This is a genomic window from Nitrosomonas sp. sh817 (assembly GCF_030908545.1).
Classification (GTDB): domain Bacteria; phylum Pseudomonadota; class Gammaproteobacteria; order Burkholderiales; family Nitrosomonadaceae; genus Nitrosomonas.
The window spans coordinates 1,756,860-1,772,509 of sequence record NZ_CP133083.1; the positions used below are offsets into that span (position 1 = coordinate 1,756,860).

A 15,650-nucleotide genomic window follows, 5' to 3' on the forward strand; every position below is an offset into this window, starting at 1 on the left:
AGAAAACATAGGCTGGAGGGTTATGAGCCGCGAAATTTTACTGTTGGTTGATGCGTTGGCGCGAGAGAAAGCTGTCGAAAAGGAAATCGTCTTTACGGCGCTTGAGCTCGCCTTGGCATCTGCAACTAAAAAACGGTTTCAAGAAGACATCGATACACGTGTTTCTATTGACAGGGTGACAGGAGATCATCAATCCTTCCGCCGCTGGCTGGTTGTGGAAGACGGCACTGTAGATGATGCTGCACGCGAGGTTTCTTTAAGTGATGCACTGAAATCCGATCCAGCTCTCCAGACTGGGGAATATTTGGAAAAACCTTTGGAACCCATTGAGTTTGGGCGCATTGGCGCACAAGCCGCCAAACAAGTAATTTTCCAGAAAATTCGCGATGCAGAGCGCGAGCAAACGCTGAATGACTTTCTCGAGAGAGGTGATTATTTAGTGACCGGTACCATTAAAAGAATCGAACGCGGCAATGCGATCATCGAATCAGGAAAAATAGAAGCGGAATTGCCTCGCGATCAAATGATTCCCAAAGAGAATTTGCGTGTTGGCGATCGCGTTCGCGCTTATTTGCATAAAGTCGATCGCTTAGCGAGGGGCCCGCAATTAAAGCTTTCGCGAATTTCGCCCGAGTTTCTGATGAAGCTGTTTGAATTGGAAGTTCCTGAGATTGAAGAGGGTTTGCTAGAAATCAGAGCTGCTGCACGAGATCCAGGATCCCGTGCAAAAATTGCTGTCAAATCAAATGATCAAAGAATTGATCCGATCGGTACTTGCGTTGGGATGCGCGGTTCCAGAGTACAGGCGGTTATCAGCGAGCTCGCCGGTGAACGGGTGGATATTGTGCTATGGTCTGAAGATCCCGCGACATTTATCATTAACGCGCTGGCACCGGCAGAAATCAGCAGTATCATGGTGGACGAAGAAAAACACAGTATGGATATTGTGGTGGATGATGATAATCTCGCACAAGCAATCGGCCGCGGCGGGCAAAATGTCCGTTTGGCATCAGAATTGACAGGATGGGAACTCAATATTCTGACTGTCGAAGAATCCAAGACTAAGCATGAACAGGAATCAACGCAAATTTGTCAGCTTTTCATGCAAAAACTCGATGTCGATGAAGAAATCGCCAAAATATTATTGCAAGAAGGTTTCGTGACACTGGAAGAAGTGGCTTATGTGCCACTCAATGAAATGCTGGAAATCGAATCGTTGGATGAAGAGACAGTCAATGAAATACGAAATCGTGCTCGTAATGCATTATTAACCGATGCCATCGCCAACGAAGAAAAAGTCGAGCATGTCGCTGAAGATTTACTCTCGATCGAAGGAATGGATATCAATATCGTCAGAGAACTTGCAGCACACGGTATTAACACCCAAGAGGATTTGGCTGATCTGGCTGCGGATGATTTGGTTGAAATAACCGGCATCGATATTGAACGCGCCAATCGATTGATTATCAAAGCGCGTGAACCATGGTTTACTTGATTTTACGACATACGAAAAATGAATTAACTTAGATTTTTTTAGAATCGCTTGAAGTACGGATTGGTGAAAGGTTATAAATGGCTCAAATGAGTGTGGAACAATTTGCAAATGAATTGGGTTTGTTGCCGACGGTATTGCTCGAGCAACTAAAAGCTGCGGGCGTCAAAAAAATGTTGGTGGAAGACAGCTTAACTGAGCAAGACAAAGCACAACTGCTGGATTATCTCAGAAAAACCCATGGAGCCACCGACACCAAAAGCAAAGTCACTTTAACCCGCCGCCAAACTTCTGAAATCCGCAAATCCGATAGCACTGGACGGGCGCGAACTATCCAAGTCGAAGTCAGAAAAAGAAGAGTCCTGTCAAAACCGGTTATCCCTGGAGAAAGCGAAACCGTACCCACAAAACCGGCAGTCTCTGAAGCAGCGAACCAGCCGGTCAATCAGCCTGTTATTGATGAAGCGCAATTGGCATTGCGCAATGAAGAGGCAAGAAAGCAAGCTGAATTAATTGCACGCCAAGCTGAAGAAATCCGGCAAAAGAAAGCTCGCAAGAAAACCGAAGAAATTGAAAAATCACAAGCCATCGCCGCTGAAACTAAAGCCGAACAGTCACCCCCTTCAACTCAATCGCCCCCTCTCGCACCGCCGGAAACCGGTTCTCAATTACCACCGGTTGCCAAAAACAAGATTGAATCTGAACAGCCGGGTTCCGATTCGCACGTCAGTGCTACCGAAGGCACGCTGCATAAACCAGCCATAAAACCGGAAGAAAAAACCGACAAGAAAAAGAAACAACTAAAGCAGCAAGTAATATGGAAAGATGAAAATACCAAGAAACGTGCTGTAAAAACCCGCGGCGATATTTCAAGCGGCCAAGGCTGGCGCACGCGCAGAGAAAAACACAGCAAGCCTCACCACGTCGAAGAGCAAAACATTCATGCATTTTCCGCGCCCACCGAACCCATCGTGCGAGAGATACTGGTTCCTGAAACCATCTCGGTAGGCGCTTTGGCTCAAAAAATGTCAGTAAAAGCTGCGGATGTGATTAAAGTACTGATGAAAATGGGCAGCATGGTAACAATCAACCAGATGCTCGATCAGGATACTGCCATGATTGTGGTTGAAGAAATGGGACATATTGCAAAATATGCCGAAATGGACAATCCCGAGAGTTTCCTTACCGATCAAGAATCGTCGATGACTGCGGCCGAAATGATTCCCCGGGCACCGGTCGTTACGGTTATGGGACATGTCGATCATGGTAAGACCTCTTTGCTTGACTATATCCGCCGCACCCGCGTTGCAGGCGGCGAAGCGGGCGGTATCACACAGCATATCGGTGCGTACCACGTCGAAACGGATCATGGCATGGTCACATTTCTCGATACCCCCGGTCACGAGGCATTCACCGCCATGCGCGCGCGCGGAACGAAAATCACCGATATCGTCATTCTCGTCGTAGCTGCGGATGATGGCGTCATGCCGCAAACCATCGAAGCGATTCATCATGCCAAGGCCGCAAAAATCCCCATCATTGTTGCCGTCAATAAGATCGATAAACCGGAAGCTAACGCTGAAAGAATCCGGCATGAATTGGTCAGTCATGAAGTGGTGCCCGAAGATTGGGGTGGCGACACCATGTTTGTGGAAGTATCGGCCAAAACCGGTCAAGGCATTGATGCACTTTTGGAAAGTATTTTATTGCAAGCGGAGGTGCTTGAACTCAAAGCGCCAATCAACACTCCGGCGAAGGGCGTTGTAATCGAATCACGCTTGGACAAAGGCCGCGGTCCGGTAGCGACCATTTTAGTGCAATCAGGCACGTTGAATCGCGGAGATGTGCTGCTAGCCGGTGCCGTTTATGGCAAAGTACGCGCCATGAACGATGAAAACGGTAAGGCTATCAAACATGCAGGAACATCAATTCCCGTGGAAATACAGGGCTTATCGGAAGTTCCCGAAGCCGGTGAAACGGTGCTGGCACTGGATGATGAACGAAAAGCCCGGGAAATCGCATTGTTCCGGCAAGGCAAGTATCGCGATGTAAAATTGGCGAAACAACAAGCCGCAAAACTGGAAAATGTTTTCGATCAACAAGCAGATGTCAAAATTTTGTCGCTCATCATCAAAGCGGACGTACAAGGCTCGTGCGAAGCACTGGCTTATGCTTTGCAAAAAATCTCAACCGACGAAGTAAAAGTCAATATCATTCATAGCGGTGTCGGAGCCATTATTGAATCGGATGTCAATCTATCGCTGGCGTCCAAAGCCGTTATTATCGGCTTTAATGTCCGCGCCGATGCGAGTGCCCGGAAATTGATCGCCTCCACCGGTGTCGATGTGCGTTATTACAACATCATCTATGAAGCCGTTGATGAGATTAAGGCGGCTCTTTCCGGAATGATGTCGCCTGAACGCAAAGAAAACATCACCGGTTTGATCGATATCCGCGAAATTTACCGTATTCCTAAAGTGGGTGTAGTGGCTGGATGTTATGTATTGGATGGCATCGTCAAGCGGAATTCACTCGTCCGGGTATTGCGCGATGGTTTAGTGATTCACAGTTGCGAATTGGATTCATTGAAACGTTTCAAGGATGATGTAAAAGAAGTCAGAGAAGGCTTTGAATGTGGATTGTCGCTTAAGAATTTCAATGAAATCCAGGTGGGAGATCAGCTGGAAATCTACGAAATCGTAGAAACAGCGCGATCGTTATAATAACAATCCGGCCACCGACAAACTTCCATGCCAAAAGAATATTCCCGCACGCTCCGGGTCGCCGATCAGATACAACGGGAATTGGCCGACTTACTGCAAAATGAAATCAAAGATCCGCGCGTCAAGCAAATCACGATTACCGCCGTCGAAGTAACACGTGATTACAGCCATGCCAAAATCTTTTATACCTCGCTTGGCAACCCTGAAGAACACGATCTCGTAGAGAAAGGCTTGGAACACGCCAAAGGTTTTTTGCGCACTCACTTGTCACATCGGATGAAATTAAGAATCATCCCGCATCTGCATTTTATCTATGACGAATCGATTGAACGCGGCATACGTTTGTCAAAATTAATTGACGAAGCGATCGCTCTGGATAAAGCCACTCATCAGCCGGATTGATCGAAAAGTACTATCGGTAGCCCCCTCGCTAACGTGTCTAAGCCGGAAAAACGTAAAATCAACGGTGTATTGCTATTGGATAAGCCGCATGGGATCTCGTCCAATCACGCCCTGCAAAAAGTTAAAAAAATTTTTTCGGCTGCCAAATGCGGCCATACCGGCACGCTGGATCCAATGGCTACCGGGTTACTCCCGATCTGTTTTGGCGAAGCTACCAAGTTCTCAGCCCATTTACTGGGTGCTGAAAAATCCTATATCGCTACGCTGAAACTCGGCTTCCTAAGCACTACCGGCGATGCGGAAGGCGAAATTCATCAGTTGGAAATACCGGAATATCCTACGCAAGCAAAGTGCGAGCGGATACTTTTACAATTTACCGGAACAACCCAGCAAATCCCGCCAATGTACAGCGCGCTCAAGTATCAGGGTAAACCGCTGTATCAATATGCCAGAAACGGCGACACCATTGCACGACCGGCACGCGATATCAATATTGATACGCTGCAAATTCTATCGCTGCATGACGATGAGTTACGCATCAGCGTCCGCTGCAGCTCCGGCACTTATATCAGAGTCTTGGCGGAAGATATTGGCAAGGCGCTAGGCTGTGGAGGCGCCTACCTGACGGATTTACGCCGCACTGAAATCGACCGGTTTAACATTGCGCAAGCTCAGACGCTGCAAGCGATCGAAGATCTGGAATCCGGCGAGCGGCAACGCTTGCTATTATCGATCGACCATTTATTGCAAGATTATCCCGTGATCCAATTGAACGATTTAATGGCAAAACACATCCTGCAAGGAAGAATCGTTGCATGCCCATCGGATGCCAGTGTTATACCCGAAGGTGCAATGGCGCGGCTTTATAATGAACAGCAACAATTTTTGGGACTCGGTGTCATAACACCCGAACGCGCGATTGTGGCCAAGCGGCTTTTATCCGGTATCCCATAACCGGTTATTCGCTTTCTGTCAATCCGGCAAAACGGATGACCCAATTCGCTACGGGATCATAATGCGGAAATATCAAGTTAACGCAACCGCAAACAAATCATGCGTATCGGAATCCGTGATCTCCACTTCCAGGAAATCCCCCGGCTGAACATCTCCGGCATTCTCCACAAACACCAATCCATCGATTTCCGGCGCGTCGGCGCTACTGCGGGCAACCACTTGATCTTCGGTCAGTTGATCCACCAGCACGGTGATCCTTTGCCCGATTTTCTCCGCCAGGCGCTGACGGCTGATGTCTTCTTGCAACTGCATGAAGCGTGCCCTGCGTTCCTCCTTGACGTCTTCCGGAACCTGCCCCGGCAACTGATTGGCGGCGGCGCCCGCAACCGGTGAATACGCAAAACAACCGACGCGATCCAGCCGCGCTTCTTGCAGAAACAACAAAAGTTCTTCGAATTCTTCCTCGGTTTCCCCGGGAAAACCGACAATGAACGTGCTGCGGAGCGTAATATCAGGACATACTTGCCGCCATTGCCGGATTCTTTCCAGATTATTCTCAGCGCTAGCCGGCCGTTTCATCGCTTTTAAGATCCGCGAATTAGCGTGCTGGAACGGCACGTCCAGATACGGCAGAATTTTACCCTCTGCCATTAAAGGTATCACTTCATCGACATGCGGATAGGGATAGACATAATGCAATCGCACCCACGCGCCCAGTGAACCCAATGCGGTAGCTAATTCTGTCAAACGGGTTTTAACCGGACGTCCTTGCCAGAAACCGGTACGGTATCTCACATCCACGCCATAGGCGCTGGTATCCTGGGAGATGATCAATAATTCTTTGACGCCGGCATCGACTAAATGCTCGGCTTCTTGCATGACCTGATGAATCGGACGGCTGACCAAATCACCGCGCATGGATGGAATGATACAAAAGGAGCAACGATGGTTACAGCCCTCGGAAATTTTGACATAGGCATAATGTTTAGGCGTTAGCCGGATTCCTTGCGGCGGTATCAAGCTGGTAAACGGATCGTGCGGTTGCGGCAAATGCGCATGAATCGCCGACATCACTTCCGGCAATGCATGCGGCCCGGTCACCGCCAAGACTTGCGGGTGCGCTTTTTTGACCACGTCACCATCTTCTTTTGCACCCAGACAGCCGGTCACAATGACTTTACCGTTTTCGGCCAGCGCTTCCCCGATGGCATCGAGCGATTCCTCGACCGCGCTATCAATAAACCCGCAAGTATTCACCACCACCAGATCGGCGTCATCGTAAGATGGCGAAATCTCGTAACCTTCGGCACGCAGTTGCGTCAGTATTTGCTCCGAATCAACCAATGCTTTCGGGCAACCTAATGAAATAAAACCAACTTTGTTGGGAATCTGTTTGGATGAAGACATAATCTACCGGATTGGATAAGAAAGAATGATTGCTGGCGAAAAGCAAACGCAGGATTTTAGCCGATAATCGATGTTTATTTTAGAATATATAATGGCTTGAATTTTGCACCGCAGTGCATGCAACCGAAAAAACAACAGGTGGAAAAGCGCAATTTATAAGGTATAAATGCGCATTATGCGGTTGTTTTTAAACCGTGGCGGTAATGTAGAAGTTTCTCAACGGTCTGAGCCTGGTCCGGTAAACCGCGCGGCATCAATAATCGACCACAAATGCAAAATTCCCGCGATCACCGCCGGAATAATCAGCACCCAGAAAAAATAACCCAATCCCGTGATCACAAAAAACAGTAAGGCCGACACCAAGCGCCCCTGCACTAACTGGCCAAGCCCTGGAATGAAGAAACTACAAACCGCTGCCAGTACATTACCCCCGGATCCCTGCCCTGTCACACCACTACCCCCTTACGCTGATTTTTTTGCAAGTTTATCATGAGTCGGGCAAACAGCCATATCCGGTACCGAAGCATCATACTCAATACCCATCAAATTCCCCGCCATTCTTTTTTCACGTACTTCTTCCAAATTAGTCAGCTTATTGATGCGTTGCGAAGTATCGTGAATGATCGCATCGAGCGTGTGCAGCGAATCGGTGCTCAAGGTTCTACGGTGTTCGATCTCGAGCTTCAGGGCCAGCAAATTATTCAAAGAATTACCGATGATATCCTGGACGGTATACATCGTTGCTTTTAATACTTTCAATTTCTCTTCCTGAATTTCGGCGGTTTTTTTCGACTGCAAATGCTTCAGCCGTTCCTGGTGCAATTGATGGAGGCTATTGCGTTGCCACAAAGTCAATCCCGCGGTAACCCAAATCGCCAGCACGCTTAAAAAACGATTGATATAAACAACTTCCATGCTGATCACGTTTTGCGGCGAACCCAAATAGCCGATCCACACCAATAACGTGCAAATGAAGGCAATCGCTATGGTAAAGCGATTATTGGAGGATTTCAGAGAAATCAATATGACGACAATATACAAAACTCCGGTGGCGACACCAAGCGGTACTCTTAAGTCAATGAACAAGATGAATAATGCGCATAAGCCGCAAGCCATATATGTTCCATAAATTGCCGCATTGCTTGTCGGATTGGAATTTAGGTCAGTATTCACGGAATTATTCATGACAATAAAATATCAATATCAAAGTAAGAATATTCTCACATATAATTTCCAAAAATTAATTGACAAATACCAGCGGAATTTTGCCTCATTATCATTACTTTGAAATTGGTATCAACTTCTCGGCTTCTTTCAGCAGAAATTCCTTGAAAGCATTGGCAACGCTCGATAAGCGCTTGTTCTTGCGATTCACGACATGCCAATAACGAACGATGGGAAAACCTTGTACATCCAGTATCTTCAAACGCTTGGTTTCAAGTTCCAACTCAACCGTATGGCGCGACATAATCCCCAATCCCATCCCAGCTTGCACCGCCTGCTTGATCGCCTCGGTGGTATCAGTTTCCATACCTTTATTGATTTTGATCTCGTGCGCGGCAAAAAAACGCTCCATCGCGCTTCGTGTCCCCGATCCCGACTCCCGCACGAGAAAAGTTTCAGTGGCTAATCGCTTAACCGGAATATCGCACTCATTGCACAACGGATGGTTCGGCGGCGCCACCACCACCAACGGATTTTCCATGAAGGATTCGCTGTCGATATCGAGATTCTCGGGGGGTTGCCCCATGATCGCAAGGTCAATCAGATTATCCGCCAGTTGTTTTAACACCGTTTCCCGGTTGGATACGTTCAAGCTGACCGTCACACCGCTATAGCGCTGACAAAATTTCGCCAGCAAATGCGGCGCGAAATAATTGGCTGTCGTCACCACCGCAATGCTCAATTTACCGCGTTCCATTCCCTTCAATTCATCCAGCGCCACTTCCATGTCAGCGAGTTGCTGCGCAATGGCGCGGCTGTATTGATAAAGCTCGCGCCCCGCGTCCGTCAAATAAATTCGTTTACCTAATTGCTCGAATAGCGGTAAACTTATGTTGTCTTCCAATTGTTTTATTTGCATGGAAACAGCGGGTTGGGTCAGATGCAGTTCATCGGCAGCACGTGAATAGCTCAAATGTCTGGCGACTGACTCGAATACTCTTAGTTGTCTCAACGTTAAATGAAGCATGGTTTAACTCAGCATTTTTATAAGCATTAACTTATCATAAATATTAGAATTTTTGATTTGTTCTTATAGCTTAATCACGTTATAGTTCGTTTTAACAATCTGAGCTATTTTAAATAGTCGTAAAAAGCGAGCTTAAGCAGTCACTTAAGCAGTCATTTTGTAGTGCAACACCCTGTTATGTTCATTGGCTTCAGCGATTGGATATAGAAAGGGAATTTAACTGGAGAAATCATCATGGCCGTAAAAATATATAATGCTGGTGTAAAAGAATATCGACAAACTTATTGGACCCCGGATTACACGCCCCTGGATACCGACATTCTGGCGTGTTTTAAAATTACACCACAACCTGGCGTACCTCGCGAAGAAGTTGCAGCTGCAGTAGCGGCAGAATCCTCCACCGGCACCTGGACCACAGTGTGGACCGACTTGCTGACCGATTTGGATTACTACAAAGGCCGTGCTTATAAGATTGAAGACGTGCCTGGTGATGATTCTTGTTTTTATGCTTTCGTCGCTTACCCAATCGATTTGTTCGAAGAAGGCTCTGTAGTCAATGTGTTGACTTCACTCGTAGGTAACGTATTCGGATTTAAAGCGCTGCGTGCTTTGCGCCTGGAAGACGTGCGTTTCCCGATTGCCTATGTCAAAACTTGCGGCGGACCTCCAGCCGGTATTCAAGTGGAACGCGATCGCCTGAACAAATATGGCCGTGCGTTGCTCGGTTGCACCATCAAACCTAAACTCGGTTTATCCGCCAAAAACTATGGCCGCGCGGTTTATGAATGTCTGCGTGGCGGTCTGGATCTAACCAAGGATGATGAGAACGTTAACAGCCAACCGTTCATGCGCTGGCGCGATCGTTTCGAATTCGTGATGGAAGCCGTGCATAAAGCAGAACGTGAAACCGGTGAACGCAAAGGTCACTATTTGAACGTTACCGCGCCAACCCCGGAAGAAATGTACAAACGCGCCGAGTTTGCCAAGGAATTGAATGCGCCGATTATTATGCACGATTATTTGACCGGCGGTCTAACGGCTAACACAGGCCTGGCTAACTGGTGCCGTAACAACGGTATCCTGTTGCACATTCACCGTGCGATGCATGCGGTACTCGATCGCAACCCGCACCATGGTATTCATTTCCGCGTTTTAACCAAAGTGCTGCGTTTATCGGGTGGCGATCACCTGCATTCCGGCACCGTCGTTGGTAAACTGGAAGGCGATCGCGCCGCAACCCTCGGCTGGATCGACACTATGCGCGATAAATTCATTAAAGAAGACCGCAGCCGCGGCTTGTTCTTCGATCAAGACTGGGGCTCTATGCCAGGTGTATTCCCAGTAGCTTCGGGCGGTATTCACGTATGGCACATGCCAGCGCTGGTCTCGATCTTCGGTGACGATGCCTGCTTGCAATTCGGTGGTGGCACCTTAGGTCATCCATGGGGTAATGCTGCCGGCGCCGCTGCTAACCGTGTGGCATTGGAAGCTTGCGTTGAAGCACGTAACCAAGGTATTGAAATCGAGAAAGAAGGCAAAGCGATCTTGACCAAGGCAGCGAAAAGCAGTCCAGAACTGAAAATCGCCATGGAAACATGGAAAGAGATCAAGTTCGAGTTCGATACGGTTGATAAGCTCGACGTAGCCCACAAGTAAGCAATACATGACCAAAGAAGAAAAGCGAATAGTTAATATCACTTTTCTTCTTCATCTCCCTAAAATTGAGGAATAAATAATGAGCGAAGTAATAGACTACAAATCACGTGTCAGCGATCCAGCAAGCCGTAAGTTTGAAACATTTTCCTACCTGCCTGCAATGGCTGACAAAGATATCAAAAAGCAAGTGCAGTATTTAATCAGTAAAGGCTGGAACCCAGCTATTGAACATACCGAACCTGAGTATGTAATGGATTCCTACTGGTATATGTGGAAACTGCCTATGTTCGGTGAAACTGATGTAGAGCGCGTGCTGGCAGAAGCCGCCGCTTGTCATAAAGCCAATCCGAACAATCATGTTCGTTTAATTGGTTACAACAATTTCAACCAGTCCCAAGGCACCGCCATGGTGATATACCGCGGCAAGACTGTTTAAGTAATAACGGGGTTCGAACCCTAAAGGTTCGTTGAAAAACGTTTTCGAGGCAGTCGATGCAAGGCAAAACAAGCGAAAAAGCGCAGTTTATGCATAATAAATGAGCATCTTGAGTTTGTTTTTAACACCGCAGCGACAACGTAGATAGTTTTTCAACAGCCTGCCAAGACCCCCTTCTCCCTTTAACAGGGCAGGGGGTTTTTTTTAACCGGAATTTGGATTGCAATTACTCGAGAGCATCTCGATAAAGACTGTTTCTATAGGAGTCTGTCATGAGCACTATCATTGATCAATATCGCATCAAAAAAGAACCTTATTACCATCCCGTCGCGGATGAAGTGAAACTCTACGAAGCCGCCTATTCAGTGCGCATGCCGATGATGCTGAAAGGCCCGACCGGCTGCGGAAAAACACGCTTTGTCGAATACATGGCGTGGAAACTGAAAAAACCGCTGATCACCGTTGCTTGTAATGAAGACATGACCGCGTCCGACCTGGTTGGCCGTTTTCTGCTGGATGCCAACGGCACCCGCTGGCAAGACGGTCCGCTCGCTGTTGCCGCGCGTTACGGCGCCATCTGCTACCTCGATGAAGTTGTGGAAGCGCGTCAGGACACCACCGTCGTGATTCACCCGTTGACCGATAACCGCCGCGTACTGCCGCTGGAGAAAAAAGGCGAACTGATCCAAGCACACGAGGATTTTCAAATCGTGATTTCGTACAACCCCGGCTACCAAAGCCTGATGAAAGATTTGAAACAATCGACCAAGCAACGCTTTGGCGCGCTCGATTTCAACTACCCAAGCCATGACATCGAAAGCGAAATTGTCGCGCACGAATCCGGCGTATCGACCGACATCGCGGAAAAACTGGTATCGATCGCTGAGCGCGCGCGTAACCTGAAAGGCCACGGCTTGGACGAAGGCATTTCCACACGGATGCTGATTTACGCCGGCAGCCTGATCGTCAAGAAAGTCGACGCGCACGCGGCATGCCGCGTAGCTTTGGTACGTCCGATCACCGACGACCCGGATATGCGTGATGCGCTGGACGCGGCTGTCAGCACTTTCTTCAACTAAGACTTGGATGAATTGCGATAACTATCAAATGTTTTAAAACGTAAACAGGTGTTGCCATGAGTATCAATCTGGACGATTACAAAGAATTGCTCGAGGATCTGGAGCCGGAATCAATCGAGCTGCTCAATCATGCTTGGCCGGAAGCAGTGAAGACTTTTTCAGCGCGTGGACTCGATAACTATCTGAAAGGCGCATCGGCGATCCGCGGATTAGGACGCGGGCGCAGTTTAGTGGATTGCTGGATCGACGAAATCCCATTAGTCACCAAAGAAATTGGTGAAGATATTATCAGTGACCTGGCGACTACCGTGCTTTCGCTTGCTTCAAGAACTTCGGGCGCCGTGATTGAGCTGGTATTAGCAACCTCCCCCACTGCGGCAAAACGTCTCGGTGATGCGCAGCTATTCCAAAATTATCTGCAATTCTTGAATACTTTAATCGCCCAGGCTCCGCGTGGTATGCGTCCCATGCTCAACAAACTGGACATTCTCTTTGGACAACTAACCCTCGGCGGCTTGCGCCGCTGGGCCATGTGGGGCGCGCATGCGCACCGCACCGATTACGAAGAGCAAATCCGCTATTTCGGCCTGGAATCGAAAGAGTCGCTCGCGGTCTTGCAGAAAGAACGCAAAGGCACCTTGTTTGTCGACGTGCAGCGCCGCATCAACATGTATTTACGCGCGCTGTGGGGACGCGATTTCTTCATGAGACCGACTTCCGGCGACTTTGAAACCCGTGAAGGCTACAAACCGTTCATCGAGAACTATTTCATCCATCTGCCCGATGCTTACGATGCGTTCGGCGACATTTCAGCGACCGAAGTCTATCGCGCCGCTGCCGCGCATGCCGCTGCGCATTTAGTCGAAACCAAACAACCGATTTCCGCGGAAAGTTTGAACCCGCTGCAAATGGCGGTGATTTCCGTCATTGAGGACGCACGCATCGAAGAACTGTCGATCCGCCGTTTTCCCGGATTACGTCACACCTGGTCGGTGCTGCACAGCGCCACGCCGGACATGAATGCGTCAATGGGTGATTACCTCAACCGTCTGGCGCGCGCCCTGCTCGATCCGGATTATAAAGACAAGGACCCGTGGATCGCGGAAGGCCGCAAACTGTTTAAAGCCGCAAAAGACCAGCTTGATAGCCACAAGACCTCTTGGGATATCGGTGTGCAGCTCGCGCACAGCTTCATGGACAAAAAAATTCCGTACAACCCGCGCACCGACGTCCTCACCGCGCCATACCGCGACGACAACCGCTATTTCTGGGAATTCGAGGAATTCGACTTCAACAAATCATTGTCCGCCGGATACGATGCGCCGAAACAAGTGCGGAAATACGTTAATGTGATGGAATTCGCCAACGAACTCGACGTGGAAACCGCCGGTGACGACGCAGAGGAAATCTGGGTCATGGGTACTGAATTCTTCCCGTACGAAGACATGGGCGTCTCGTACAACGATATGGAAGGCAAGGAACCGGTCTCGGCGCCCTATCACTATTCCGAATGGGATTACCAGATTCAATTGGAACGTCCGGATTGGGCGACGGTGCAGGAAAAACGCGCCAAATTGGGTGACATGCAATGCATCGACGACATCGCCAACCAGTACAAACGCGAAATCGCGCGCATGAAATTCCTGCTCGACGCCATGCAACCGCAAGGAACACGCCGCATCCGCAAACTGGAAGACGGCGACGAAATCGACATCAACGCTGCGATCCGTTCGATGATCGACATCCGCATGGGCATGCAACCCGATCCGCGCATCATGATGCGTTCGGTGCGCAAAGTGCGCGACATCTCGGTGCTGGTATTGCTCGATTTGTCCGAATCGACCAACGAGAAAGTCGCCGGTCATGACTACTCCGTGCTCGATCTAACCCGTCAAGCCACGGTGCTGCTCGCCAACGCCATCAACAAAATCGGCGACCCGTTTGCCATCCACGGCTTCTGCTCGGATGGGCGGCACGACGTTGAATATTTCCGCTTCAAGGATTTCGATCAACCTTACGACGAAACTCCCAAAGCCCGGCTCGCCGGCATGACCGGACAGTTGTCGACCCGTATGGGTGCGGCAATGCGTCATGCCACGCACTATTTGAAACTGCAAAAATCGGCAAAAAAACTGCTGCTCGTCATCACCGACGGCGAACCAGCGGATGTCGACGTGCGCGACCCGCAATACCTGCGCCACGACACCAAAAAAGCCGTCGAAGAAGCTGGCCGCTCCGGCATCCTCACCTACTGCATGAGCTTGGATCCGCGCGCCGATCAATACGTCTCGCGCATTTTCGGCGAACGCAATTATTTAGTGGTCGATCATGTGGAACGGCTGCCGGAGAAACTGCCGGTGTTGTATGCGGGGTTGACGCGGTAGAAATAAAGTAGGAGTAAGCTATATCGCTGACATCAAAAGAAATCAAATGCAAGATATTGCTTTGTTTCTCTAAGATTATATGGAATCTTTGGCAAAGCTTATTTCTGCTGGATTTATTTCATATTTGTCGAAGCAATTGATGGGTGCTACCATGCCGTGGTGGCACTTTTTTTATTTTGCTTTCTTCAAATGAGGTATCCAAATGAATAAATTCACATTGTTTATATCTTCGGTTTTTTTATCACTGGCTCTTATAGGTTGCTCCGGTAAGCAGGAAGGCCCTGCGGAAAAGGCCGGAAAGGAGATTGATAAATCTATCGACAGCAGTAAAAAAGCGATTGATAGCGCCATAGAAAAAGCCGCCGAGAAAATTGAAGAGCTTAATGATGCATCGGATGGGCCGGCAGAAAGTGCGGGCAAGGAAATTGATAAAGCGCTTGATGATGCAGCCGAAAAAATTGACGAAATAAGTAAGGACTTGAAAGATAAGTAAAGATCGATTGCAAATAATTTTTTCTAAAGAAAATCGAATTTGGGTAGATAAATAGCACGGTAGGATGCGCCGACACCAGAAGGCGCATCAATTACCAAAAACTCCAATATCTCCATCATCAAGCCGCCTGCAACAAAAACTCTACCTTGATTGCTTCATAAGAAAATTCAATCGCGCCGCTTTCGGTACGATTAAGCAATCCCGCTTCCAGCAACGCCGTCACATCGCCGTGAACGCCTTTGACATCGCGCGCCACCCGCCGCGAAGCTGGTGCGATCCGCTTCCTGTTGTTGATTCGCATGCCAGACTCGCGCGAAGCCAGTCATTGCTTCCTTCGGCTCCCGCACGTCAAGAATAACCGTTTTCATGATTCCACCTCTCAATATCTTGCTGGAAATCAGCTAGTATTTTCTCCAGACTGGTAAATACGTAA

General features: G+C 48.6%; 14 protein-coding genes. 9 read left to right on the plus strand and 5 right to left on the minus strand.

Annotated elements, in window-relative coordinates; translation table 11 throughout:
* Positions 1-22: 22 nt before the first annotated feature.
* From nusA to truB, 4 genes are all read left to right on the plus strand, one after another.
* On the plus strand, positions 23-1,495 hold the full coding sequence (gene nusA / locus RBH92_RS08245) for a transcription termination factor NusA (protein WP_307931626.1): 1,473 nt from the start codon (positions 23-25) through the stop codon (positions 1,493-1,495).
* Positions 1,496-1,572: 77 nt separating this feature from the next.
* Positions 1,573-4,215 (plus strand): translation initiation factor IF-2, encoded by a 2,643-nt coding sequence (gene infB / locus RBH92_RS08250; protein WP_307931627.1) that lies wholly within the window; start codon positions 1,573-1,575, stop codon positions 4,213-4,215.
* A 27-nt stretch (positions 4,216-4,242) separates the two neighbouring features.
* Positions 4,243-4,617 (plus strand): 30S ribosome-binding factor RbfA, encoded by a 375-nt coding sequence (gene rbfA / locus RBH92_RS08255; RefSeq protein WP_292923813.1) that lies wholly within the window; start codon positions 4,243-4,245, stop codon positions 4,615-4,617.
* A gap of 33 nt (positions 4,618-4,650) precedes the next feature.
* Positions 4,651-5,571, plus strand: a complete 921-nt coding sequence (truB, locus tag RBH92_RS08260) for a tRNA pseudouridine(55) synthase TruB (RefSeq protein ID WP_307931628.1) — start codon at positions 4,651-4,653, stop codon at positions 5,569-5,571.
* Between the two features lie 72 nt (positions 5,572-5,643).
* Here the strand turns inward: truB and rimO are convergent, their stop codons facing one another.
* The 4 genes from rimO to RBH92_RS08280 all read right to left on the minus strand — a co-directional run bounded on the left by rimO (position 5,644) and on the right by RBH92_RS08280 (position 9,169).
* Complete coding sequence (gene rimO / locus RBH92_RS08265) at positions 5,644-6,978, minus strand: 30S ribosomal protein S12 methylthiotransferase RimO (protein ID WP_307931629.1); 1,335 nt, start codon at positions 6,976-6,978, stop codon at positions 5,644-5,646.
* Positions 6,979-7,194: 216 nt separating this feature from the next.
* A complete protein-coding gene (locus RBH92_RS08270; protein WP_307931630.1) occupies positions 7,195-7,428 on the minus strand; it encodes a hypothetical protein in 234 nt (77 codons plus the stop codon).
* A gap of 12 nt (positions 7,429-7,440) precedes the next feature.
* On the minus strand, positions 7,441-8,151 hold the full coding sequence (locus tag RBH92_RS08275) for a hypothetical protein (protein ID WP_307931631.1): 711 nt from the start codon (positions 8,149-8,151) through the stop codon (positions 7,441-7,443).
* Between the two features lie 106 nt (positions 8,152-8,257).
* Positions 8,258-9,169: a LysR family transcriptional regulator gene (locus RBH92_RS08280; RefSeq protein WP_307931632.1), complete on the minus strand. Its 912-nt coding sequence runs from the start codon at positions 9,167-9,169 to the stop codon at positions 8,258-8,260.
* 234 nt (positions 9,170-9,403) lie between these two features.
* On the opposite strand from RBH92_RS08280, the gene RBH92_RS08285 reads away from it, so the two are divergent.
* The 5 genes from RBH92_RS08285 (at position 9,404) to RBH92_RS08305 (ending at position 15,217) form a co-directional block, all read left to right on the plus strand.
* Complete coding sequence (locus RBH92_RS08285; RefSeq protein ID WP_292923801.1) at positions 9,404-10,825, plus strand: form I ribulose bisphosphate carboxylase large subunit; 1,422 nt, start codon at positions 9,404-9,406, stop codon at positions 10,823-10,825.
* A gap of 79 nt (positions 10,826-10,904) precedes the next feature.
* Positions 10,905-11,261 (plus strand): ribulose bisphosphate carboxylase small subunit, encoded by a 357-nt coding sequence (locus tag RBH92_RS08290; RefSeq protein ID WP_107803688.1) that lies wholly within the window; start codon positions 10,905-10,907, stop codon positions 11,259-11,261.
* A 272-nt stretch (positions 11,262-11,533) separates the two neighbouring features.
* Positions 11,534-12,340, plus strand: a complete 807-nt coding sequence (locus RBH92_RS08295) for a CbbQ/NirQ/NorQ/GpvN family protein (RefSeq protein ID WP_307931633.1) — start codon at positions 11,534-11,536, stop codon at positions 12,338-12,340.
* A gap of 56 nt (positions 12,341-12,396) precedes the next feature.
* Complete coding sequence (locus tag RBH92_RS08300) at positions 12,397-14,724, plus strand: nitric oxide reductase activation protein NorD (RefSeq protein WP_307931634.1); 2,328 nt, start codon at positions 12,397-12,399, stop codon at positions 14,722-14,724.
* A 202-nt stretch (positions 14,725-14,926) separates the two neighbouring features.
* The gene (locus tag RBH92_RS08305) at positions 14,927-15,217 is read left to right on the plus strand and encodes a hypothetical protein (RefSeq protein WP_307931635.1); all 291 of its coding nucleotides are present in this window, start codon (positions 14,927-14,929) and stop codon (positions 15,215-15,217) included.
* Between the two features lie 118 nt (positions 15,218-15,335).
* Here the strand turns inward: RBH92_RS08305 and RBH92_RS08310 are convergent, their stop codons facing one another.
* Positions 15,336-15,518 carry an HVO_A0114 family putative DNA-binding protein gene (locus RBH92_RS08310; RefSeq protein ID WP_307931636.1) on the minus strand — a complete coding sequence of 61 codons (183 nt, stop codon included), beginning with the start codon at positions 15,516-15,518 and terminating at the stop codon, positions 15,336-15,338.
* Positions 15,519-15,650: the final 132 nt, after the last annotated feature.